At 72.7% G+C, this 22,909-nt stretch carries 19 protein-coding genes and 1 riboswitch; of the genes, 16 read left to right on the forward strand and 3 right to left on the reverse strand.

Features of this window, described 5'->3' with window-relative positions; all coding sequences use genetic code 11:
- Positions 1-59: 59 nt before the first annotated feature.
- The 4 genes from ACFY15_RS19815 to ACFY15_RS19830 all read left to right on the forward strand — a co-directional run bounded on the left by ACFY15_RS19815 (position 60) and on the right by ACFY15_RS19830 (position 4,856).
- Positions 60-1,406: a M16 family metallopeptidase gene (locus ACFY15_RS19815; RefSeq protein ID WP_390690204.1), complete on the forward strand. Its 1,347-nt coding sequence runs from the start codon at positions 60-62 to the stop codon at positions 1,404-1,406.
- Positions 1,407-1,426: 20 nt separating this feature from the next.
- Entirely contained in the window at positions 1,427-2,794 is a 1,368-nt protein-coding gene (locus tag ACFY15_RS19820; protein ID WP_390690224.1) for a M16 family metallopeptidase, read from the forward strand.
- A 215-nt stretch (positions 2,795-3,009) separates the two neighbouring features.
- Positions 3,010-3,169, forward strand: a riboswitch (cyclic di-AMP (ydaO/yuaA leader).
- A 12-nt stretch (positions 3,170-3,181) separates the two neighbouring features.
- Positions 3,182-3,988, forward strand: coding sequence for a M23 family metallopeptidase (locus tag ACFY15_RS19825; protein ID WP_390825834.1), 807 nt, complete (start codon positions 3,182-3,184; stop codon positions 3,986-3,988).
- A gap of 202 nt (positions 3,989-4,190) precedes the next feature.
- The gene (locus ACFY15_RS19830) at positions 4,191-4,856 is read left to right on the forward strand and encodes a GntR family transcriptional regulator (protein WP_390825835.1); all 666 of its coding nucleotides are present in this window, start codon (positions 4,191-4,193) and stop codon (positions 4,854-4,856) included.
- Between the two features lie 281 nt (positions 4,857-5,137).
- Here the strand turns inward: ACFY15_RS19830 and ACFY15_RS19835 are convergent, their stop codons facing one another.
- Positions 5,138-5,419 (reverse strand): HPr family phosphocarrier protein, encoded by a 282-nt coding sequence (locus ACFY15_RS19835; RefSeq protein WP_328928048.1) that lies wholly within the window; start codon positions 5,417-5,419, stop codon positions 5,138-5,140.
- Positions 5,420-5,631: 212 nt separating this feature from the next.
- Between ACFY15_RS19835 and ACFY15_RS19840 the strand changes: the two genes are divergently transcribed.
- The 9 genes from ACFY15_RS19840 (at position 5,632) to ACFY15_RS19880 (ending at position 19,198) form a co-directional block, all read left to right on the forward strand.
- A complete protein-coding gene (locus tag ACFY15_RS19840) occupies positions 5,632-8,436 on the forward strand; it encodes a GNAT family N-acetyltransferase (RefSeq protein WP_390825836.1) in 2,805 nt (934 codons plus the stop codon).
- Between the two features lie 47 nt (positions 8,437-8,483).
- The gene (locus tag ACFY15_RS19845; protein WP_390690208.1) at positions 8,484-9,068 is read left to right on the forward strand and encodes a DUF5998 family protein; all 585 of its coding nucleotides are present in this window, start codon (positions 8,484-8,486) and stop codon (positions 9,066-9,068) included.
- Positions 9,068-10,273, forward strand: a complete 1,206-nt coding sequence (locus ACFY15_RS19850) for an alkaline phosphatase family protein (RefSeq protein ID WP_390825837.1) — start codon at positions 9,068-9,070, stop codon at positions 10,271-10,273. The genes ACFY15_RS19845 and ACFY15_RS19850 overlap by 1 nt, the downstream gene beginning before the upstream one ends.
- Positions 10,274-10,338: 65 nt before the next feature.
- Positions 10,339-10,989 (forward strand): thymidine kinase, encoded by a 651-nt coding sequence (locus tag ACFY15_RS19855; RefSeq protein WP_390690210.1) that lies wholly within the window; start codon positions 10,339-10,341, stop codon positions 10,987-10,989.
- A gap of 120 nt (positions 10,990-11,109) precedes the next feature.
- A complete protein-coding gene (locus tag ACFY15_RS19860; protein ID WP_390825838.1) occupies positions 11,110-12,111 on the forward strand; it encodes a hypothetical protein in 1,002 nt (333 codons plus the stop codon).
- A 20-nt stretch (positions 12,112-12,131) separates the two neighbouring features.
- On the forward strand, positions 12,132-14,912 hold the full coding sequence (locus ACFY15_RS19865) for an ATP-binding protein (protein ID WP_390825839.1): 2,781 nt from the start codon (positions 12,132-12,134) through the stop codon (positions 14,910-14,912).
- Between the two features lie 560 nt (positions 14,913-15,472).
- On the forward strand, positions 15,473-17,278 hold the full coding sequence (locus tag ACFY15_RS19870) for a hypothetical protein (protein ID WP_390825840.1): 1,806 nt from the start codon (positions 15,473-15,475) through the stop codon (positions 17,276-17,278).
- A 4-nt stretch (positions 17,279-17,282) separates the two neighbouring features.
- A complete protein-coding gene (locus ACFY15_RS19875) occupies positions 17,283-17,531 on the forward strand; it encodes a DUF6406 domain-containing protein (RefSeq protein WP_390825841.1) in 249 nt (82 codons plus the stop codon).
- Positions 17,532-17,872: 341 nt separating this feature from the next.
- Entirely contained in the window at positions 17,873-19,198 is a 1,326-nt protein-coding gene (locus tag ACFY15_RS19880) for a cation:proton antiporter (RefSeq protein WP_390825842.1), read from the forward strand.
- An 8-nt stretch (positions 19,199-19,206) separates the two neighbouring features.
- Here the strand turns inward: ACFY15_RS19880 and ACFY15_RS19885 are convergent, their stop codons facing one another.
- Positions 19,207-19,632 (reverse strand): nuclear transport factor 2 family protein, encoded by a 426-nt coding sequence (locus ACFY15_RS19885; protein WP_390690216.1) that lies wholly within the window; start codon positions 19,630-19,632, stop codon positions 19,207-19,209.
- A 112-nt stretch (positions 19,633-19,744) separates the two neighbouring features.
- On the opposite strand from ACFY15_RS19885, the gene ACFY15_RS19890 reads away from it, so the two are divergent.
- Together ACFY15_RS19890 and ACFY15_RS19895 are read left to right on the forward strand one after the other, a co-directional pair.
- Complete coding sequence (locus tag ACFY15_RS19890) at positions 19,745-20,314, forward strand: PadR family transcriptional regulator (protein ID WP_390825843.1); 570 nt, start codon at positions 19,745-19,747, stop codon at positions 20,312-20,314.
- Entirely contained in the window at positions 20,301-21,074 is a 774-nt protein-coding gene (locus tag ACFY15_RS19895; protein ID WP_390825844.1) for an SGNH/GDSL hydrolase family protein, read from the forward strand. Before ACFY15_RS19890 ends, ACFY15_RS19895 begins: the two co-directional genes overlap by 14 nt.
- Here the strand turns inward: ACFY15_RS19895 and ACFY15_RS19900 are convergent.
- A complete protein-coding gene (locus ACFY15_RS19900; protein ID WP_390688898.1) occupies positions 21,071-21,856 on the reverse strand; it encodes a VOC family protein in 786 nt (261 codons plus the stop codon). The genes ACFY15_RS19895 and ACFY15_RS19900 overlap by 4 nt on opposite strands.
- A gap of 177 nt (positions 21,857-22,033) precedes the next feature.
- Between ACFY15_RS19900 and ACFY15_RS19905 the strand changes: the two genes are divergently transcribed.
- Entirely contained in the window at positions 22,034-22,867 is an 834-nt protein-coding gene (locus ACFY15_RS19905) for a sulfurtransferase (RefSeq protein WP_390688897.1), read from the forward strand.
- Positions 22,868-22,909: the final 42 nt, after the last annotated feature.

Here is a 22,909-nt window from a genome sequence, read left to right on the forward strand (position 1 = left end):
GCATACAGTGGCAGGTCGATAGGGAATCTCTGCATCGCGATCGAAGGGACCACATGCCCATGGGTCACACGGCCACAGCTCAGGCCGGCTCCGGCGGCCTGACAGCGACCGAGCACCGGCTGGCCAACGGCCTGCGCGTGGTGCTGTCCGAGGACCACCTCACCCCGGTCGCCGCCGTCTGCCTCTGGTACGACGTCGGCTCCCGGCACGAAGTCAAGGGGCGGACCGGTCTGGCTCACCTCTTCGAGCACCTGATGTTCCAGGGCTCGGCGAGCGTACCGGGCAACGGGCACTTCGAGCTCGTCCAGGGTGCCGGAGGCTCGCTGAACGGCACCACGAGCTTCGAGCGCACCAACTACTTCGAGACGATGCCGGCCCACCAGCTGGAGCTCGCCCTGTGGCTGGAGGCGGACCGCATGGGCTCGCTGCTCGCCGCCCTGGACGAGGAGTCCATGGAGAACCAGCGCGACGTCGTCAAGAACGAGCGCCGCCAGCGCTACGACAACGTCCCGTACGGTACGGCCTTCGAGCGGCTGACGGCCCTCTGCTACCCCGACGGCCACCCGTACCACCACACCCCGATCGGCTCCATGGCCGACCTGGACGCCGCCTCCCTCGAGGACGCCCGGACCTTCTTCCGCACGTACTACGCGCCCAACAACGCCGTCCTGTCGGTCGTGGGCGACATCGACCCCGAGCGCATCCTCGCCTGGGTCGAGAAGTACTTCGGCAGCATCCCGGCGCACGACGGCAAGCAGCCGCCCCGCGACGGCACCCTGCCCGAGACCATGGGCGGGCAGCTCCGCGAGGAGATCGTGGAGGAGGTCCCGGCCCGTGCGCTGATGGCCGCCTACCGCCTCCCGCACGACGGCACCCGTGAGTGCGACGCCGCCGACGTGGCGCTGACGATCCTCGGCGGCGGGGAGTCGTCGCGCCTGCACAACCGCCTGGTCCGCCGCGACCAGAGCGCCGTCGCGGCCGGCTTCGGCCTGCTGCGCCTGGCCGGCGCGCCCTCCATGGGCTGGCTGGACGTCAAGACCTCCAGCGGCGTCGAGGTGCCCGCCATCGAGGCGGCCGTGGACGAGGAGCTCGCCCGGTTCGCCGCCGAGGGCCCCACGGCCGACGAGATGGAGCGCGCCCAGGCGCAGCTCGAGCGCGAATGGCTGGACCGGCTGGGCACCGTCGCCGGCCGCGCCGACGAACTGTGCCGCTTCGCGGTGCTGTTCGGCGACCCGCAGCTGGCGCTGACGGCCGTCCAGCGCGTCCTGGACGTCACCGCCGAGGAGGTGCAGGCCGTGGCCGCCGCCCGGCTGCGCCCCGACAACCGCGCGGTCCTGGTCTACGAGCCGCTGACCGGCGCCGAAGAGAACGACGAGAGCGACGAGAACGAGGGGGCGGAGCAGTGAGCGACACCGCAGCCGTCACGATGGACTTCCACCCGCAGCCCCAGGCCGGCGAGCCCACGCCGTGGGCCTTCCCCGCCCCCGAGCGCTCCACCCTCGGCAACGGCCTGACCCTGCTGCGCTGCCACCGCCCCGGCCAGCGGGTCGTCGCGGTCGAGGTCAACATCGCGGCCCCGCTCGACGCCGAGCCCGACGGCCTCGACGGGGTGGCCACGATCATGGCCCGTGCCCTGTCGGAGGGCACCGACAAGCACTCCGCCGAGGAGTTCGCGGCCGAGCTGGAGCGCTGCGGCGCCACCCTCGACGCCCATGCCGACCACCCCGGTCTGCGCGTCTCCCTGGAGGTCCCGGCCTCCCGCCTGCCCAAGGCGCTCGGGCTGCTCGCCGAGGCGCTGCGCGCGCCGGCCTTCGACGACGGCGAGGTCGCCCGGCTGGTGCGCAACCGGCTGGACGAGATCCCGCACGAGCAGGCCAACCCGCAGCGCCGCGCCGCCAAGGAGCTCTCCAAGGAGCTCTTCCCGGCCACGCTGCGCATGTCCCGCCCGCGCCAGGGCACCGAGGAGACGGTCGCGCGGATCGACGCCGCTGCCGTCCGCGCCTTCTACGAGGCCCACGTGCGCCCCTCCACCACCACCGCGGTGGTCGTCGGCGACCTGACCGGCACCGACCTGGACGCCGTCCTCGCCGACACCCTGGGCGCCTGGACGGGCGGCACCGCCGCGCCCCGGCCGGTGCCGCCGGTGACGGCCGACGACACGGGCCGCGTGATCATCGTGGACCGGCCCGGCGCGGTCCAGACGCAGCTGCTGATCGGCCGGATCGGCCCGGACCGGCACGACATCGTCTGGGCGCCGCAGGTCCTGGGCACGTACTGCCTCGGCGGCACCCTGACCTCCCGCCTGGACAAGGTGCTGCGCGAGGAGAAGGGCTACACGTACGGCGTGCGCGCCTTCGGCCAGGTGCTGCGCTCCACGGCCGACGGCAAGGGCGCCTCGATGCTCGCCATCAGCGGCTCGGTGGACACCCCCAACACCGGTCCGGCGCTGGAGGACCTGTGGCAGGTGCTGCGCACCCTCGCCGCCGAGGGCCTGACGGACGCCGAGCGGGACGTGGCGGTGCAGAACCTGGTGGGCGTGGCCCCGCTGAAGTTCGAGACGGCCGCCTCGGTCGCCGGGACCCTGGCCGACCAGGTCGAGCAGGAGCTGCCGGACGACTACCAGGCGCGGCTGTACGCGCGGCTGGCCGAAACCGGTACGGCGGAGGCCACTTCGGCGGTCGTCAGCGCCTTCCCGGTGGACCGGCTGGTCACGATCCTCGTGGGCGACGCGGCGCAGATCGAGGAGCCGGTCCTGGCCCTCGGCATCGGTGAGGTCACGGTCGTCGCCAACTGACCGGAGGCCGACCGGCAAATGACCGGCGGTCGGCCTGTTTTCGAGGGGGCCCGGTGGAGCATCCACCGGGCCCCCTTTGTCCGTTTGATGGTGTGGTTTCAGGTATGCGGTGTGGCGTACGCAACAAATCCGCGCGTCTGTTTGGCGATTGACTGATGATCCGCCTAGCGTCAGGCGTGCTGTCCGTCACTTGTGCCAGCCGCACCCGCGGCACCGGGCAGCGATCGCCGAGTCCCCGTCAGGCGCGAGCCTGGGGAGCCGGGGACCCACATCAGTCCCTGGGGTGAATCGGACCGCCTCGTCAGAGGGGGCCCGTAGGAGACCTTCCTGCTCCGAACCCGTCAGCTAACCCGGTAGGCGAGAGGGAAGGAAAGGATCACCCCCGCCATGGCGTTTGGCAGTCGTGCAGCCGGTTCCGGTAAGCACCGTGGTTCGAGCCGTCTGAGCCGCAAGACCGCCGGTTACGCCGGCATAGCCGCCCTCGCCACCACGGGCGTGGTGGGCACCCTGGCGGCCCCGGCCTTCGCCGCCGACTCCCACGGCGGCCCGTCCCTCGAGGACACCGGCGCGCTGAACGCCGTCGTCGTCGCCGACGGCCTCCAGGACGACATCGAGACCCAGGCCGAGACCCAGCAGAGCGCCGCCGAGGCCGTCGCGGCCCAGGCGCAGGCCGAGGCCGACGCCAAGACGCGCGCCGCCGAGGCGAAGCGCACCGCCGAGGCCAAGGAGAAGTCCGAGCGCGAGGCTGCCGAGAAGGCCGCCGAGGAAGAGGCCCGCAAGCGCCTCAACACCTTCGTGGCCCCGATCACCGGCTCCTACGTCAGCACCCAGTACGGCGCGGGCGGCGGCATGTGGTCCTCCGGCAGCCACACCGGCATCGACTTCCACGCCGACGAGGGCACCGTCGTCCACGCGGTGGGCGCGGGCACCATCGTCGAGGCCGGCTGGGGCGGCGCCTACGGCAACAACGTCGTGATCCGCCACAACGACGGCACCTACACCCAGTACGGGCACATGGACTCGCTGAGCGTCTCGGTCGGCCAGACGGTCTCAGCGGGCCAGCAGATCGGCCTGTCGGGCTCCACCGGCAACTCCAGCGGCCCGCACCTGCACTTCGAGGCCCGCACCGGCGCCACGTACGGCACGGACATCAACCCCCTGGCCTACCTGCGCCAGCACGGTGTCGGTATCTGACCCCGCCCCTCTTCGAAGAAGGCCCCGGCTCCCCGAGCCGGGGCCTTCTTTGTTCCGCCGGTTCCGCCGGTTCCGCCGGTTCCGCCGTTCCGCGCGCTTAATCGTTCCCGATTTCCGGGCTTTCTCGGAAATCCTCACGTGTTGCAATAGAGTCGCAGTCGCAGCACGTTCGATCGGAACGAAACCCAGCGGAGGTCCGGCCTTGCGTATTCCGGCGCACGCGGTGTGCACAGCCATTCGTGACGACATCGTCTCCGGTTTCTTCGGGCCGGGCGGCCGGCTGACCGAGGAGGTGCTGGCCCGCCGGTACGGGGTCTCGCGCGTGCCGGTGCGCGAGGCGCTGCGCACGCTGGAGTCCGAGGGGTTCGTCACCACGCGGCGGCACGCGGGGGCCTGCGTCGCGGAGCCGAGCGAGCAGGAGGCGGCCGATCTGCTGGAGCTGCGGATGCTCCTGGAGCCGCTGGCCGCCTCCCGCGCGGCCCGGCGGCGCACCGAGGCGCACCTGAAGGTGCTGCGGGGGCTGGTGCGGCTGGGTCAGGAGCGGGCCAGGAGGGCGCAGGGGGAGGATCTGCGGGCGCTGGGGAGCTGGTTCCACGAAACCCTGTCCCAGGCGTCCGGCAGCCCCGGGCTGATCGCGCTGGTGACGCAGACCCGGCGCAAGATCGCCTGGATGTACGACGTGGGGGCGCCGGTGCGGCCGGTGGACTCCTGGGCGGAGCACGGGGCGCTCGTGGACGCGGTCGCGCGGGGGGACGCGGAACGGGCCCGCGCGCTGGCCGCGCTGCATGCGGAGCGGGCGTCGGGCGCGTTCCGGCCGAAGGCGAGGACTTTGCAACGCGCCGTAAACACGGCAGGGGGCCGGAATTAACACCGGGTGCGTAGAAAAGGGATCCGCCGTGGAATTCCCTTTCGGCCGCGCCGGTGCGTTCCGGCCAATTCCGGCTGCGCGGATGCCATCGATACGTATTTCCGGCGGAGCGGTTATTCGCCGGGGTCGGGGCCGGGGCCGGGGCCGGGGCCGGGGCCGGGGCCGCTCCGCGCAGGTGCTGGCCGGGCCGCCGGAACGGCACGAAGCCGCGGCCCCCGGAACGGCACGAAGCCGCGGCCCCCGGAACGGCGGGACCGCGGCTTCGGATGGAGACGAAGGGATCAGACCGTCTCGGGGAGCTCCTCCAGGCCCTCCGCGACCAGCTTCGCGAGGCGGTCCAGCGCGACCTCCGCGCCGTCGGCCTCGGACGCGAGGACGATCTCCTCGCCGCCCTGGGCGCCCAGGCCCAGGACTGCCAGCATGGAAGCGGCGTTGACGGGGTCGCCGCCCGCCTTCGCGATGGTCACGGGGACGCCGGAAGCGGTCGTCGCGCGGACGAAGATCGAGGCGGGACGAGCGTGCAGGCCCTCGGCCCACCCGACGTTGACGCGGCGCTCTGCCATGGTGATGCCCTTCAGGTTCTCGTGGTTGTCTAGACCAGTCTCTCACGTCACCCGGAATGCTCGGACCGGCCTCGGAACCGACCCCGCGGCCGTTCGGGCCTGCTCAGCTTTGCACTGATCCGTCCCGGTACGCCTCATTCCCGGCGTATGCGCCGCCCGGCCTGTCGGAGCCGCCCGGCCGCCCGGCCGGATCCTGCCCTTAGGCTGGCCCCATGACCACCGCGTCGGACCCCTCGTACCCGGCCCACTGGGAAGCGGACGTCGTGCTGCGCGACGGCGGCACCGCCCGGATCCGCCCCATCACCACCGAGGACGCCGGGCGGCTGGTCAGCTTCTACGAGCAGGTCTCGGACGAGTCGAAGTACTACCGTTTCTTCGCCCCCTACCCCCGCCTCTCCGACCGCGACGTGCACCGCTTCACGCACCACGACTACGTCGACCGCGTCGGCCTCGCCGCCACCATCGGCGGGGAGTTCATCGGCACCGTCCGCTTCGACCGCATCGGGCCCGACGGCCGGCCCGCCTCCGCCCCAGCAGACGAGGCCGAGGTGGCCTTCCTGGTCCAGGACGCCCACCAGGGCCGCGGGGTCGCGTCCGCGCTGCTCGAACACATCGGAGCCGTGGCGCGGGAGCGCGGCATCCGGCGCTTCGCCGCCGAGGTGCTGCCCGCCAACACCAAGATGATCAAGGTGTTCACGGACGTCGGCTACCAGCAGAAGCGCAGCTTCGAGGACGGCTCCGTCCACCTCACCCTCGACCTCGAACCCACCGCCGAGTCCCTCGCCGTCCAGCGCGCCCGCGAGCAGCGCGCCGAGGCCCGCTCCGTCCAGCGGCTGCTGGCCCCCGGCTCGGTCGCGGTGATCGGGGTCAGCCGCTCCGGATCCGGCGTCGGCGCCGCCGCGCTGCGCAACCTGCGCGACGGGGGCTTCCGCGGACACCTCTACGCCGTGAACGAGGCCCGGGTGGCGGGGATGGAGGGGGACCTGCTGGACGGGGTGCGGGCCTACCGCACCGTCGCGGACATCGGCGCCCCCGTGGACCTCGCCGTGATCGCCGTGCCGGCGGAGCGGGTGCCGGACGCTGTCGCCGCCTGCGGAGAGCACGGAGTGCAGGGGCTGGTGGTGCTGTCCGCCGGGTACGGGGAGAGCGGTCCGGCCGGGCTGGCCCGGCAGCGCGAACTGGTCCGGCAGGTGCGTTCGTACGGCATGCGGCTCATCGGGCCCAACGCCTTCGGGGTGATCAACACCGCACCGGAGGTGGAGCTGAACGCCTCCCTCGCGCCCGCCCCGGCCACCGCCCGCGGGCGGATCGGCCTGTTCACGCAGTCCGGGGCCATCGGCATCGCCCTGCTGTCCGGGCTGCTGCGGCGCGGCGGAGGGCTGTCCTCCTTCGTGTCCGCCGGCAACCGGGCGGACGTCTCCGGCAACGACATCCTCCAGTACTGGTACGAGGACGAGGCCACCGACGTGGCCCTGATGTACCTGGAAACGCTCGGCAACCCCCGCAAGTTCACCCGCCTCGCCCGCCGCACCGCCGCCGTCAAGCCCCTCGTCGTCGCCCTCGGCGGCCGCCACACCCCCGCCGGGCACGTCGTCCCCGGGACCCGGCTCCCCGAGGCCACCGTCTCCGAGCTGATGCGGCAGGCCGGCGTCATCCGGGTCGACACCGTCACCGAGCTCGTCGACGCCGGGCTCCTGCTGGCCGGGCAGCCGCTGCCGGCCGGCCCCCGGGTGGCCATCCTCGGAAACTCCGAGTCCCTCGGCGTGCTCACGTACGACGCCTGCCTGACCGAGGGGCTGCGGCCGTCACCCCCGCTGGACCTCACCACCGCGGCCACCCCGGACGACTTCCGCACGGCCCTCACCGCCGCCCTGGCCTCCGAGGACTGCGACGCCGTCGTCGTCACCGCCATCCCCTGGGTCGGCGAGCGGGCCCTGGCCGACGACCTCGCGGAGGCCCTGCGCGAAGCCGTCGCCCAGGTCCCCGGCAAGCCCGTCGCCGTCGTCCACGTCGAGCTCGGCGAACTGGTCGAGGCCCTCTCCGCCGCCCGGGCCACCGCCCCCGCGGCCGCCCCGCCGCCCGTCGGCCCCGCCGCACCCCGCGATCCGGCCCCCGCCGGCGCGCCCTCCCGTACCCCCGCCCCCCACGGCCGGATCCCCGCCTACCCCGCCGCCGAGCGGGCCGTGAAGGCCCTCGCCGAAGCCGTCCGCCACGCCGAGTGGCGCCGGGCCAACGCCGACGTCCGGCACGTCCCCGAGTACGAGGACATCGACGAGAGCGGCGCCGCCGCCCAGCTCTCCGCCCTCGTCGCCGGAATCGGCGAGGGGGCCGCGCTGACCCTGGACGAGAACGCCGCCCGCGAGCTCCTCGCCCGCTACGGCATCACGGTCCTGCCCACCCTGCCCGCCCCCAGCGCCGACGCCGCCGTCCGCGCGGCCCGGGCCCTCGGCTACCCCGTCGCCCTCAAGACCACCGCCCCGCACCTGCGCCACCGCGCCGACCTGGGCGGCGTACGCCTCGACCTCACCACCGAGGCCGAGCTGCGCCGCTCGTACGAGGAGCTCACCGAGACCCTCGGCAAGCCCGCCGAGCTCCTGCCCGTCGTCCAGACGATGGCCCCGCGCGGGGTGGACACCGTCGTCCGCTCCGTCGTCGACCCCGCCGCCGGAGCGGTCCTCTCCTTCGGGCTCGCCGGAGTCCCCTCCGAGCTGCTCGGCGACACCGCGCACCGTCTGGTCCCCGCCACCGACCGCGACGCCGCCGGACTCGTCCGCTCCCTGCGCGCCGCGCCCCTCCTCTTCGGCTGGCGCGGCAGCGACCCCGTCGACACCCCCGCCCTGGAGGAGCTGCTGCTGCGGCTGTCCCGGCTGGTGGACGACCATCCGGAGGTGACCGCGATCTCCCTGGAGCCGGTCGTCGTCGCCACGGAAGGCCTCTCCGTGCTCAGCGCCACCGTGCGTGTCGCCCACCCGCCCGCGCGGACCGACCTCGGCCCGCGGACCCTGCCCAGCTACTGAGCCACGGGCAGGTAGGGGGACCCCGTACGGGCCTTAGGATGGACCTCATGGCGAAATCCGGTACGACGACCCAGGGGCTGCGCGCGGCGATCGAGCGCAGCGGCTACTACCCGGCCCTCGTGGCCGAGGCCGTGGAGGCCGCGGTGGGCGGCGAGCCGGTCTCGTCGTACGTGGTCCACCAGGAGACCACCTTCGACTCCAACGAGGTCCGCCGGCACGTGACCGTGCTGGTCCTCACCGACACGCGGTTCATCGTCAGCCACACCGACGAGCAGGCCGCCGACGCCGGGTCCCCGTCCCCGTACGCGACCACCTCGACCGAGTCGGTCAAGCTCGGCACGATCTCCTCCGTGGTGCTCAGCCGCGTCGTCGCCAACCCGGAGTCCTACACGCCCGGCCAGCTGCCCCGCGAGGTCGTCCTGACCATCGGCTGGGGCGCGGTCTCGCGCATCGACCTGGAGCCCGCCGCCTGCGGCGACCCCAACTGTGACTCCGACCACGGCTACACCGGCAACTCCACCGCCGACGACCTCAGCCTCCGTGTCAGCGAAGCCGGCGACGGCCCCGAGACGGTCCGCCAGACGCTGCTCTTCGCCCAGGCGCTCTCCGAGGCCACCGCGGCCACCCGCTGATGTCGTACTCCGCGCCGCCGAACTGGCAGGACGAACCGGAACTCCTCGATCTCGCCGGCGCCCCGGTCCCGCAGTACGGCACCGGCTCGCTCGCGGACCTGCTGCCGACCCTGGCGGCCGGCCAGGGCGTGCCCGGCCTCGCCGCCGGGATCGCCGAGCTGACCCCGGCCGACCGCAACTGCGTCTTCCTGGTCGACGGCATGGGCTGGGAGCAGATCAAGGCCCACCCGGAGTACGTCCCCTTCCTGGCCTCCCTCCTCGCGAGCTCGCGCGGCGGCACCGGCCGGCCGATCACCGCGGGGTTCCCGGCGACCACCGCCACCTCCCTCGCCTCCGTCGGCACCGGCCTGCCGCCCGCCCGGCACGGCCTGCCCGGCTACGCCGTGCGCAACCCGGCCTCCGGCGAGCTGATGAACCAGCTCCGCTGGCACCCGTGGACCCCGCCCAAGCCCTGGCAGCCGTACCCCACGGTCTTCCAGCTCGCGGACGCGGCCGGCGTGCACACGGCCCAGGTGTCCGCCCCGAACTTCCAGAGCACCCCGCTCACCCAGATCGCCCTCAGCGGCGGCACCTTCCACGGCCGGATGACCGGCGAGGAGCGGATGGACCTCGCCGCGATCCAGCTCGCGGCCGGAGAGCGCTCCCTCGTCTACACGTACTACAGCGAGCTCGACGGGGCCGGACACCGCCACGGCGTGGACTCCGACGCCTGGCGCGGCCAGCTGATGTACGTCGACCGGCTCGTGCAGCGGCTCGCCGAGCAGCTGCCGCCGCGCACCGCGCTCTACGTCACCGCCGACCACGGCATGGTGGACGTCCCCTTCGACGAGGACTCCCGCATCGACTTCGACGAGGACTGGGAGCTCGGCGCCGGAGTCGCCCTGCTCGGCGGCGAGGGCCGCGCCCGGCACGTCTACGCGGTGCCCGGCGCCGAAGCCGACGTGCTGACCGTCTGGCGCGAGGTGCTCGGCGACCGCTTCTGGGTCGCGAGCCGCGAAGAGGCCCTGGAACTGGGCTGGTTCGGGGCGCCGGGGGAGTGCGACGAGCGCGTGCTCGGCCGGATCGGCGATGTGATCGCCGCGGCCCAGGCCGACGTCGCGATCACCGCCTCCCGCAACGAGCCCAACGAATCGGCCCTCACCGGCATGCACGGCTCCATGACGGCCGCCGAACAGCTGGTCCCGCTGCTCGAAGTCCGCACCTGAGCCCGCGCGCTCCCCTGCTCCACCCCTCCTCACCCGCCCACGACCCGAAAGGTCCCGTACCTCCCATGCCCGAGCTGGTGTTCTTCTCCGGAACGATGGACTGCGGAAAGAGCACACTGGCTCTCCAGATCGGCCACAACCGCTCCGCGCGGGGCCTCCAGGGCGTGATCTTCACGCGCGACGACCGGGCGGGCGAGGGCAAGATCTCCTCCCGCCTGGGCCTGGTGACCGAGGCGGTCGAGGCCGCCGAGGGCATGGACCTGTACGCCTACCTGGTGGAGCTGCTGTCCAGGGGCGGCAAGGCCGACTACGTGATCGTGGACGAGGCCCAGTTCCTCGCCCCGGAGCAGATCGACCAGCTCGCCCGCATCGTCGACGACCTCGACATGGACGTCTTCGCCTTCGGCATCACCACCGACTTCCGCACCAAGCTCTTCCCCGGCTCCCAGCGCCTGATCGAGCTGGCCGACCGGATCGAGCAGCTCCAGGTCGAGGCCCTGTGCTGGTGCGGCGCCCGCGCCACCCACAACGCCCGCACGGTGGGCGGGGAGATGGTCGTCGAGGGCGCCCAGGTCGTGGTGGGCGACGTCAACCGCCCGGCGGAGGAGATCGGCTACGAGGTCCTGTGCCGCCGCCACCACCGCCGCCGCGCCACCTCCGCCTCGGCGCACGCGGGCACCCTCTCCCCGGACGTCCTCCCCGTCAACTCCGCCTGACGGCAGGGCCGCGGACCCCGTTCTCGGCAGCCGCTCCACGATAGTCGTGGGGCTTTGGCCGGAGTCGGATGCCTGCACTACTGTGATCATCTGGACTGCTGGGGCGGGGGAACGGGAGCCATGGACGGTATGCAAGCCGGAGGCGCGGCGGGTTGGGCGGCCACGGGGGCGGTGGGGCCGAATGCCGCGTACCGCAACCAGACGATGCGGTATGAGAACGTCGAGCTGGGTTTCGACGAATCGGTGGCGTTCCGGACGGTATTCCAGCTCTGGTTCCAGGCCTTTGTGGTCTCCGTCCTCGTCTTCATGATCTTCGGTCTGCTGCCGGCCCTGCTGTCGGATTCCGGCCCCTTCGACGCGGGTGGTGAGCTGAGCGTCGGACAGATCCTCGGTTTCATCGCCTTCTGGGTCGTCCTTCTTGCCGCGCGCATCAACGAACCGGTCTCGGAGTGGAAGACCCTGCTGGAGGACAAGCACGCGGCGTCGTCCTCCGCCTATGCGGCCGTCTACGGCGCCCTCGCACGGCGGAAGATTCCCGTGTCCGCGGTGCCGGTCCGGATCCGCAGCGACATCATGCCGGAGGTCGTGAACAACCGGCTGGTCATCAGGAGCGGCCGGTACGTCGCCTACGTCACGGTCTTCGGCTACGGGACCAGCCTGTACGTCGGATGGACGATGTGGCGCAGCCGCTCCGGAGTGGTGATCATCGGTCATTTCCTGAAGGATCTCGTAGGCGGGATGTTCAACCGCACAGGTGCGATCAACCAGATGCTCCGCACCGAGACGCCGCGTGCCATGCGGGAGGCCGTGCACTCCGCGGCCCGTGAGGGGGTGGAGACGGCTGTCCAGGGGATCGAGGTTCCGCTCGTGTCGACCTTCGGCCAGGAGCCGCCCATCCAGTCCGGTGCCACGGCGACCGAGCCGGTGACCACGAACGGAAATGGTCCGGTCCAGGGCGCCGGTCCCGTCTCCGGGACGGAGGCTCCGGCCATGGCGCCGCGTGTGCACCAGGCCTACCCGGCTCCGTCGGTCCCGGGAATCCCGCCGCCCCCCTATGCCCCGTCGACCCCGCCTCCCTCCCCGCCCACACCCCCGTACGGCACTCCCAGGAGCGGAAGCTGAGCGCTGCCGGGCCGGATGGCGTGCTCACCGTCACCGACGGCACGAACGTCTGGGCCTGGACGGCCGTTCGCATCGACGCCGCCGCCGACCTCACCGAGACCCAGGAGTACGCGGACCTGCCGGAATCGGAGCGCAGGACCAAGGCGGTGGCCGCCGAGACCGCCTGGCTGACCGGGCAGTGGAACATCGGCCACGGTGAACGGATCGAACTGCGATACCTCAGCGACCCGGTCGAACGCAGGATCTCCTGTGCCCTGCTCGGTCGGGTGGCGGCTCCCACCGCGGAGCGCGCCGAGGCAGCCGCACGCGCGCTCCGTGACCGCATGGCGGCGCTGCCCCGGCATGTGCACGCCACGCCCGTCGAGGACGGTGGCGAGACGGCACGGCTGCTGACCCCCTTCTCGCCCGATGGGGCGGCGGGGGTGGCGGAGATCCGCAAGCGCTACCACAGCGGGCTCCCCAACCGTCCCGACGCCGGGGTGCACTACTACCTCGCGCCGCAGCCGTTCACGGCGGCGGCCCCGCCGTGGGACATGCTGTGGCAGGCACTGGCCGCGCACCCGCATCCAGTGATGCTCAGCATCGGCCTGGAGCCGTACGTCGTACCGCCCGACTTCGGGCCGCTCCTGCACCGCATCGCCACACAGTACGGACGCCTGGGCACCCCTGGGCAGCTCCCCGACGGGCTGTGGTCGCCGGGTGCCCAACTCGCCGCCGACGCCTTCGCCGTGGACGCCTCCCGGATCTATGCCGATGCCGCCCGCCGCTACACCGACCGGGTGTTCCGCATCCGGATCGCGCTCGCCTCGCCGGCGCCCCTGCCGGAATCCCTCGCCGAGCTCGTCGGTGCCACGGTGTCCCCGCCGGTGCAGGCTCGTGAGGGCGGCGTTCTCACCGAGACGATCAACGGGGCGGCCCACACCGTGGCCTGGCCGGCCCCCGGCGAACTGCCGGCCGCCTGGCGGCAGCTGACCACCCTGGACCAGTCGCGTTGGGGCGGCGACCATTGCTGGCGGCTGCCCGAACAGCTCTCCGCGCCCCTGCGACTGCTTCCGGAACTCGTCGATGCCCGTGAGGCCGCCGCGGCCTTCCGCCTGCCTCTGGCCATCAGCGGCCACATGACGGGCTTTCCCGTACGGCGCCCCGGCATCGCCGGTGAGACCGCGTACCGCATGGACGGCCCCGCCATCACGCTCGGGCAGCAGCTCGTCAACGACCGGCCCGCAGGCCCCCTGGGCATCGGCCTCGGCGACCTCACCCGGCATGCCCTGATCGTGGGTACGACCGGCTCCGGCAAGACCAACACCACCCTGGCGTTCTGCGAGCAGCTGTGGCGGGACCACAGCGTGCCCTTCCTCGTTATCGAGCCCGTCAACTCCGTCCTCGACGACTACCGTTGGCTGGCCACCCGCCCCGGGTTCGAGGACCTGGTGGTCCTCACGGTCGGTGACGAATCCGTCGCCCCCCTGCGCCTCAACCCCTTCGAGGTGCCGGCCGGGGTTCGCGTCAGCACCCACATCGCCGGACTCATGGCCTGCTTCGACGCGGCCTTCGGCCTCTGGGACCCGCTGCCCAGCATCTACAACCGGGCGCTGCGGGCGACGTACGCCCGCAAGGGCATCGTCCCCACCGACATCGCCGAGCCGAACCACGCCGGAACCTGGCCGACGCTGCGTGACTTCATCACGGAGATGCGCAAGCAGTGCGAGCAGCTGGACTACTCGGGCGAGGTACGCGACAACATCGTCGCCGCGTCCCGCCTGCGTGCGGAGTCCCTCGCGGAGGGGGCGTGCGGCACCACCCTGGACACGGCTCGCTCCTATCCGGTGGAGGAGCTGCTGCGGCGGCCGGTGATCGTCGAACTCGCCGGAGTCGGGGACAACGAGAAGGAGCAGTCGCTGATCACGGCGCTGCTCCTGCAGACCATGACCGAGTACTACAAGGCGAACCGCCAGGGCGGGTCCCTCGCACACGTCACCGTAATCGAGGAGGCCCACCGCCTGCTCGGGCGGCCGATAGCCCGTGGTGGCGACGCGAAGGAGGGCAATGCCCAGGCCCGAGCGGCCCAGGCCTTCGCCAACACCCTCGCGGAGAACCGCAAATACGGCGAGGGCATCGTCATCGTCGAGCAGGTTCCCGGCAAGCTCGTCGAGGACGCCTACAAGAACACCAACCTCAAGGTCATGCACCGGCTGCCGTCCGCCGAGGACCGCAACCTCATCGGCGGAACCATGCGGTTCTCCCCCGACCTGGAGCGGTACGCCGCCTCCCTGGAGCCCTTCCAGGCCTTCGCCCACCACGACCGCATCGACCGTCCGGGACTGCTCCGCATCCCCGACGTACGCGCGCAGGCGGCGAGGGAGGCGGGCGTCAGCCGGGCACCCCTGGCCACGGACGCGGAACTCGGCACCCGTTTCCGCGCCTTGGCTGCCGACCACGAGGGGGTCGACGCCGCTCTGGCCCCCTTCCCCGATTGTGAAGGCTGCCGTCACCGCTGCATCTTCCGCACCCGGGCGGCGACGGCGGTGTGGCCCGAGCACGGCACGAAGCTGAAGGAACGCATGGCGGCGTACCCGAAGACGTCCCGCGAGCAGGCCGACTGGTGGCGCGACACCGCCGACTGGGTGACCGGCCTCGCCGACACCGTCCCGCTGCGTGGGCCGGAAGGGGACCGGGACGCAGCGGTGGACGACTACCGGGCCTGCGTGTTCATCCACGTGGCCCGAGCGGCATGGCAGCGCAACACCCTGCCGTGGGTCCGTCTGTACCGCGAGAACGTCCGGCCGGGAGGTGCCCGATGAGCGAACGTCCGCCGGAGCAGCCCCCACGTCCGGAAGCACCCTCCACGCCGGAACCCACGGACGCCCCCGACCCGTCCCCACCGACGGACCGGGCCGAAGCCTCCACCCCGGCAGACGCCCCGGTCCCCCACGAAGCTTCCGACTCTGCCGGGGCTCCCGACGCTGCCGGGGCGTCGGCCTCTGCCGAGAGCCCTGGCCGGTCCGATCCTGTGCCATCGGAGGTGGCGCCGAATCCGGATGAAGCACCGGCCCCTGCAGAGGCCGTCGACCCGGTCGGATCGGGTTCCCCTGAAGCGGACGAGGCGCCCGCCCCCGTCCCGGCACCGGACGAAGCCCCCGCACCGGCTACACCGCACGACGCCGCTGCGGAAGCCCAGGACGAGCCGTCCGGACCGTCCGGCCCAGCGGCTGATGCCGCCCCACGCCAGAACGAGGCTCCCGACGCGGACGACGCGGAGTCCTCCGACACTGCGGAGGCTCCCGGGCCCGCCGAGACCTTCGACCCTGGAGACGCTCCGGAGCCGGCCGAGCCGACTCGGCGCGCCGACACGGCGAAGCCCGTGCGTCCGGCCGAGAGCCCGGACCCGGACGTGGCGCCGGATCCGGCGGAAGCACCGCTCCCAGCGGAGGCCATTGACCCGGCCGGATCCGGTTCCCCGGAGGCGGACGAGGCACCCACCCCCCTACAGGCGTCGGACGACGCATCCGAGCCGTCCGAACCCGAGCACCCCGAAGCGCCCGCCGAAAGCGAGGAGCCGGAAGGACCGGAGGGCTCCGGCGATCCAGAGGAGCCGGACGACGGGCTTCCCGAACTGGAGCTGGAACTCAAGCCCTACCGCGACTCCGTGCCGTACTCGGCCCCGTACACCGCATCACTCAGAGCCGAGCAGCCTGGTGAGGCGGTCAAGGAGGCCCCGGCCGCGCCGGAACGGCCCGAGGCTCCTGAGTCCGCCGAAGCCTCTGGCAGGTCCGAGCCCGCGCCGTCGGACGTGGCGCCGGATCCGGATGAAGCCCCGTTTCCGGCGGAGGCCGTTGACTCGGCCGGGTCCGGTTCCCCGGAAGCGGACGACGCGCCCGCCCCCGTCCCGGTGTCGGGCGAAGCCGTCGAACCACCGAGCGCGGCCGGTGACACCGCAGTGACGTCACCGTACGACACCGACTCGGCGCCCGACCCGTTCCAGCCCCACGACTCCTCGGGCACTCCCGGGGTGCCTTCCGAGTCTGTCGCCGCTTCGGAGGCCTCTGGCCCGGACGAGGCGCCTCCACCGAACGACGCCGCGCCCGCCACCGAGGATGCTCCCGGACGGCACGACCGTGTGGACGATGGCGATGATGCTGTGGAAGGCGGAGTCTGGGACGCGCTGAAACAGCTGGCGGGAAGGGGCCGAAAGGAGACAGAGCGGTCCGAGCTCCTGACGGGAACAGTCGATCACCCGGCCTTCCAGAATCCGGCCCGGTCTCCGGCCGACACCCCGGACCGTTACGGGACCCCTCTCGACCGTGCCGACGGAACCCGGACGCCACTTTTCGACGGCGAGCCCTCGCGCGAGCAGGCGAAGCAGGGCGCCCTCAATGACTGTGGCATTGTCGCCACACTCGGCGCTGTGGCCAGCCATCACCCCGAAGCGATACGCGAGTGTGTCAGGGAGACCGGGAACGGCAACTACGAGGTCACGCTGCATGAGGCGAAGTACAACTACTCGCGCTACAGGTACGAGCCCACAGGCAGTGAAATCAATCTGACCGTGACATCCGATCTACCGGTCTTTGGCACTGACCCTGACAGCCCTGCCTTCGCGGATTCCGTGACCACGGGAACAGCGTGGGCGCCCATCCTTGAAAAGGCGATCGCAGGAAGCGATCAGATGTGGGACCAAGAGCGTCGCGACTGGTGGGCCGAGATCCAGAGGATTCGGAAAGCCCCCGAAATCCCTGAGTACGTCCGGCTTGACCAGGGGACTAGCCCCAGAGACCGCGCCGAGCTGCTTACCCAACTCACCGGCAGGCCCGCCAGCGTACGGGACTTTCCAGAACATCGTGATCCGAATGGCCTCAGTCCTGACAAGCAGCTCATAGGCGACATCCGCCGGCAACTCGCCGAAGGAAAACCAGTGCTGGTTGGTACGCCTTCCGAGAAGGAGATCAGGGAGGAGTTCGAGAAGAGGACCGGCCGTCCGCTGACGAGTTACACGCAGCTCGCCCCTTCTCCGCCGGGTGGAATAGCATGGGCCCATGCATATGAAGTGACCGGAGTGGATGATCAGGGAGGTTTCCGCCTGCATAATCCCTGGCAGAAATCACACCTGTCCATGACGCTCGAACAGTTCAAGAAGTACGTCCGGCCGCGATACACCACCTTGGAGTAACGACGTGATTGATGAGTTTTCCCTCAGGCCAGGAGTCCCGCGGCAGACTTCGTCCTGCTTCTTCGGCGTGCTCCGTGTGGAGTCATTTCCTGGAAGCCCCCTCACGGTCCAGCTTGTAGTGGACGATGGCGAGGAGCGTCAGTATGCCCTTGAGGTGGGTGACACGTTTCCGGTCTGCGGTGAGCTCTGGGTGGTTGACCGTGTGGAGGGCGAGGTCGATGCCTGGCAGGTCTGTCTCCGTAAAGTCGGATAGGAGTGTGAGGGACCGGGGCAGTCGCCTTGCCGTGAGTTGGCGGATGGCAGGAAGGAGTAGTCTCGCGCTCTCCTGACCGCCGACAGCGGGTCGGCTCGCGGACCGCAGAGCCTGATCTTCATGCAGGACGACCAGGCCGACGAGGGCAGCTGTCCTGTCGCCTGGGCCTGGTCACCGGGCCGAGGCCACCGCCCCATGGTCGGCTGCACGTACCGGGCAGGTGAACCATCGGCGGGAGGCAAGGCGCCTGAACTCTCGGCCCGGTGACCGGACTTCCGTAACTCGCGATGGCCTGCCTGCCGAAGGAGCCCGGTGGGAGGCGGCCGTCCTACGCTTCGGGGGTGACGACCGCCGCGCCCGTCCCCGTCCTCACCCACGACGCGCTGCTGGTGCTCCTGCTCCAGCTGGGGCTTCTCCTGCTCCTCGCCGTCTGTCTGGGGCAGTTGGCCGCGCGCCTCAGGATGCCCGCCATCGTCGGCGAGCTCCTCGCGGGCGTGCTCGTCGGCCCCTCGGTCCTCGGCCACCTGCTGCCCGGCGTCGCCGGCCGGCTGCTGCCCGAGCGGCCCGCGCAGATGCACCTCCTCGACGCGGTCGGCCAGCTGGGCGTCCTGCTCCTCGTCGGAGTCACCGGAACGGAGCTGAAGTACGACCTCGTCAGACGCCGCAGGGCCACCGCCCTGCGGGTGAGCCTCGCCGGTCTGGTCCTGCCCCTGGGGCTCGGCACCGCCACGGGCTGCCTGCTGACCGGTCCGCTGCTGCCCGCCGGTTCCGATCCGACGGTGTTCGCCCTGTTCCTCGGCGTGGCCCTGTGCGTCAGCGCGATCCCCGTGATCGCCAAGACCCTGATGGACATGGACCTCCTGCACCGCGAGGTCGGCCAGCTGACCCTCGCCTCCGGGGTGATCGACGACGTCGTCGGCTGGTTCCTGCTCTCCGTCGTCTCGGCGATGGCCACCGCCGGCCTGACCGCCGGCAGGCTCGCCGCCTCCCTGCTGTACCCCGCGTGCGTCGTGCTGCTCGCCCTGCTGGTGGGCCGGCCCCTCGTCCGGCGCGCCCTGCGCGCGGCCGGCCGGTCGCCGGAGCCGGGGCCGGCCGTCGCTGTGGCGGCCCTGACCGTGCTGCTCGGCGCTGCGTGCACGCACGCGCTGGGCCTGGAGGCCGTCTTCGGCGCCTTCGTGGGCGGCGTCCTGCTCGGTACCAGCGGCCGGCTGGAGCCGGAGCGGCTGGCCCCGCTGCGCACCACGGTGCTGGCCGTCCTCGCACCGGTCTACTTCGCCACGGCCGGGCTCCGGATGGACCTGACCGCGCTGGCCCGGCCCGAGGTCCTGGGCGCGGCGTGCGCCGTGCTGGCCGTGGCCGTGCTCGGCAAGTTCGCGGGCGCCTACGCCGGCGCGAAGCTGAGCCGGCTGACCGGCTGGGAGGCCCTCGCGCTCGGCGCCGGCATGAACTCCCGCGGCGTGATCGAGGTGATCGTGGCGATGACGGGCCTGCGGCTGGGCATCCTCGGACCCGAGGCGTACACCGTCGTCGTCCTCGTCGCGATCGTGACCTCGCTCATGGCCCCGCCCATCCTGCGTGCCGCCATGGCCCGCGTGGAGGAGGGGCAGGAGCGGGAGCCGGGCGGCGGCACGCTCGGTCTGGCGCCGCCGCCGGCCGCCACGGTCTGAGGACGCGCTCAGGCGAGCCCGGGGGCGAGGCCGTCCTCCACCAGCCCGGCCAGGACGGCCCGGCCCAGGGCGTGCACGGCGGACTGCGGCCGGACCATCACGGTGAACTCCTTGATCCGGCCCTCCCCGTCGAACTGCAGCTGGTCGATCCCGTGGATCTGCCGGCCCGCCACCAGCGCCCGGAAGGGCAGGACGACCGTCGGGGCGGCCTCCCCGTCCGCGGTGGTCTCGACCTCCCCCTCGAGCCGCCCCAGGTAGCGCAGGTCCTCGAAGGTGCGCAGCAGCACCCCGAACAGGCCTATGACCATCGTCCGGCCCTCGAACGGGACGAACTTCACCGGGCTGTAGAGGCGGACGTCGTCCGTGAACAGCTCTTCCAGCGCGGCGAGATCGCGCTTCTCCACGGCGGCGCGGAAGCGTTCGGCAGTCTCCATGGGACCTCCTGGGATTCCTCGGCTAGGTCGGATACTCGGATAATCAACAATCTGACTAGTCACTTTCTTGAGTATGATGCCGAGGCGTACGAGGAAAGGGAAGGGGTCCGGCATGGCGCTGCGGCACGCGGTCCTGGCGGCGCTGCTCGACGACGAGTACAGCGGCTACCAGCTGGCGAAGGCCTTCGACATCAGCGTCGCCAACTTCTGGCACGCCCTGCCCCAGCAGCTGTACGCCGAGCTGGCCCGGCTGGAGGCGGACGGACTGGTCGCGGGCCGGGAGGTGGTCCAGGAGACCCGCCCCAACAAGCGCCTCTTCCGGGTCACCGACGCCGGACGCGCCGAGCTGGAGCGGTTCGCCGAGGCCGCGTCCAAACCGTCCTTCATCCGCGACGACCTCCTCGTCAAGGTCCAGACCGCCGACCGCGTCGGCACCGGCCCCGTCATCGAGCAGCTGGAGCAGCGGGCGGCCGCGGCCGGGGCCAAGCTCGAACTCCTCGGCAAGCTCCTGCACCACATGCGAGGCGACACGGACGAGGCGGAGTACCTCCTGCGGGGCGAGCGCGTCGGGCGGTACCTGACCTGCCTGCGCGGCCTGGCCTTCGAGCGGGAGCACCGGGACTGGTGCCTGCGGACCGCGGCCGTACTGCGCGAAAGGCAGCAGACCCATGCGCAACGGTGAACCCCTGCGCTACGTCGCCCTGGGCGACAGCCAGACCGAGGGAGTCGGCGACGGCGACGACACGGCGGGCCTGCGCGGCTTCGCCGACCGCCTCGCCGAGCACCTCGCGGCGGCCCACCCGGGCCTGCTCTACGCCAACCTCGCCGTCCGCGGCCTGCTCGCCGGCCAGATCCGCGCGGGACAGCTCGGCCCGGCCCTGGCGCTGAGGCCCGACGTGGCCACCGTCGTCGCCGGGGTCAACGACCTGCTCCGGCCCCGGTTCGACGCCGCCGAGGTGGCGGGGGAGCTGGAGGAGATGTTCGCCGCGCTGACCGCCGCCGGGGCCCGGGTGGCCACCGCCACCTTCCCGGACGTGGCCCGGATCGCGCCGCTGGCCCGGCCGCTGCGCCCGCGCGTGGAGGAGCTCAACGCCCGCGTCCGCGCCGCCGCCGCGCGCCACGGGGTCGTGGTCGCGGAGACCGCCCGGGCGGCCGTGGGGACCGACCCGCGGATGTGGAGCACCGACCGGCTCCACGCGAGCCCCCTCGGCCACGCCCGGATCGCCGCCGCGCTGGCCGAGGCCCTCGCCCTGCCCGGCTCCGACGGCACCTGGCGCAGCCCCCTGCCGCCCCGGGCGCCCCGTACCGTCGCCCGGGCGGTGGCGGCTGAGGTGGGCTGGGCAGCCGGTTTCCTCGGCCCCTGGCTCGGCCGGCGGCTGCGCGGCACCTCCTCCGGCGACGGCCGCACCGCGAAGCGCCCCCTGCCCCTCCCCGTGGCCTAGCCCTCTTCGGCGGAGCGCACCAGGGCGAACACCGCCCCCTCCGGGTCCGCCACCAGGGCCAGCCGCCCCCGGATGCGGTCCCGGGGCGGGCTGAGCACCCGGCCGCCCAGGTCCGCCACCCGGGCGGTCGCCGCGTCGGTGTCGTGGACCTCGAAGTACGTCATCCAGTGCGGCCCCCGGTCGTGCGGCAGCGACCGGCCCACCCCGTGCACCGCGGCCACCGGACGGCCGTCCAGCCGCAGGGTCAGGTAGTCGAAGTCGGCCGAGGCGGCCGGGTGCCGCTCGGCCTCGTGGCCGAAGACGTGTTCGTAGAACTTGCCGACCGTCAGCGTGTCCTGGGTGACCAGCTCGTTCCACACCGGGGTGCCCGGCATGCCGTAGGGCCGCCCGTGTCCCGAGTCCTGCCAGATCCCGAAGATCGCCCCCAGCGGGTCGGCGCAGATCGCCACCCGTCCCTCGGCCCCGGCGTCCATCGGGCCGACCGCCACCGTGCCGCCGCAGGAGCGGATCGCCTCGGCCGCGCAGTCCGCGTCGTCCGTGGCGAAGTAGGTCGTCCAGGCGACCGGGAGGTGCCGGTCCGGCGGCATCTCCCCGATGCCGGCCACCTCCTCCCCGTCGAGGATGGCCCGCACGCACGGCCCGAGCTGCGTGGGTCCCGGCTCGTACTCCCAGCCGAACAGGTCGGCGTAGAAGTCCTCGGTCCTCCCGAGGCCGTGCACCATCAGGCTCACCCAGCACGGTGTGCCGGACGGCCGCCGCGAAGCCCCCGCTGCCTCGGTCATGTCAGCAGTCTCCTCCGTCGTGTCCCGAATGACGCCGCTGATGCTTCCACTCCGCGGCGCGCGGCGCGCCCCGACCGGGCCGGACGGCGAGGGCCCGGCCGGAGATGACCGAATCACTGCGGCCCGTCGATGTCCGGCTTGTCACACGTGTGCGAGGGCGCGGAGGAAGATGGGCCCATGACTGCGATTCTCTCGGCTTCCGCACTGATGGACGAGCTGGCAGCCCCCCGTCCTCCGGTGCTCCTGGACGTCCGCTGGCAGCTGGGCGGCCCGAACCAGCGCCCCGCCTACGAGGCCGGGCACCTGCCCGGCGCCGTGTACGTCGACCTCGACCGCGAACTGGCTGGTCCGCCCGGGTCGGGCGGCCGTCATCCGCTGCCCGACCCCGAAGCCTTCGGCGCCGTGATGCGCCGCGCCGGGGTGCGCGCGGACGAACCGGTGGTCGTGTACGACGGCGGACAGGGCTGGGCGGCCGCCCGCGCCTGGTGGCTGCTGCGCTGGACGGGTCACCCGAACGTGCGAGTCCTGGACGGGGGTCTGGCCGCGTGGACCGCGGCGGGCGGACCGGTGACCGCCGACGCACCAACCCCGGCCGAGGGTGATTTCAAGCCAAACCCGGGCCTGTTCGGCCTGCTGGAGGCCGACGACGCGGCCGCCCTGGCCCGCACGGGGCTGCTCCTGGACGCCCGGGCGGGGGAGCGCTACCGGGGTGAGGTCGAGCCCATCGACCCGGTCGGCGGCCACATCCCGGGCGCGGTGTCGGCCCCGACCACCGAGAACACGGGCCCCGACGGGCTGTTCCTGCCGGCGGAGACCCTGAGGGCCCGGTTCGCGGAGCTGGGCGCTGTGCCGGGTACGGAGGTGGGCGTGTACTGCGGTTCGGGGGTCTCCGGGGCGCACGAGGTCCTCGCGCTGGAGGTGGCGGGCATCCCGGCCGCCCTCTACGCGGGCAGCTGGTCGCACTGGTCCTCGGACCCGCAGCGCCCCGTGGCCACCGGCCCCAACCCCTGACCGTCCCGGTCCGGCGGCGCCCCGACGGGGCGCCGCCGGACG

The sequence above is a fragment of the Streptomyces sp. NPDC001373 genome (assembly GCF_042895815.1).
Lineage (GTDB): Bacteria > Actinomycetota > Actinomycetes > Streptomycetales > Streptomycetaceae > Streptomyces.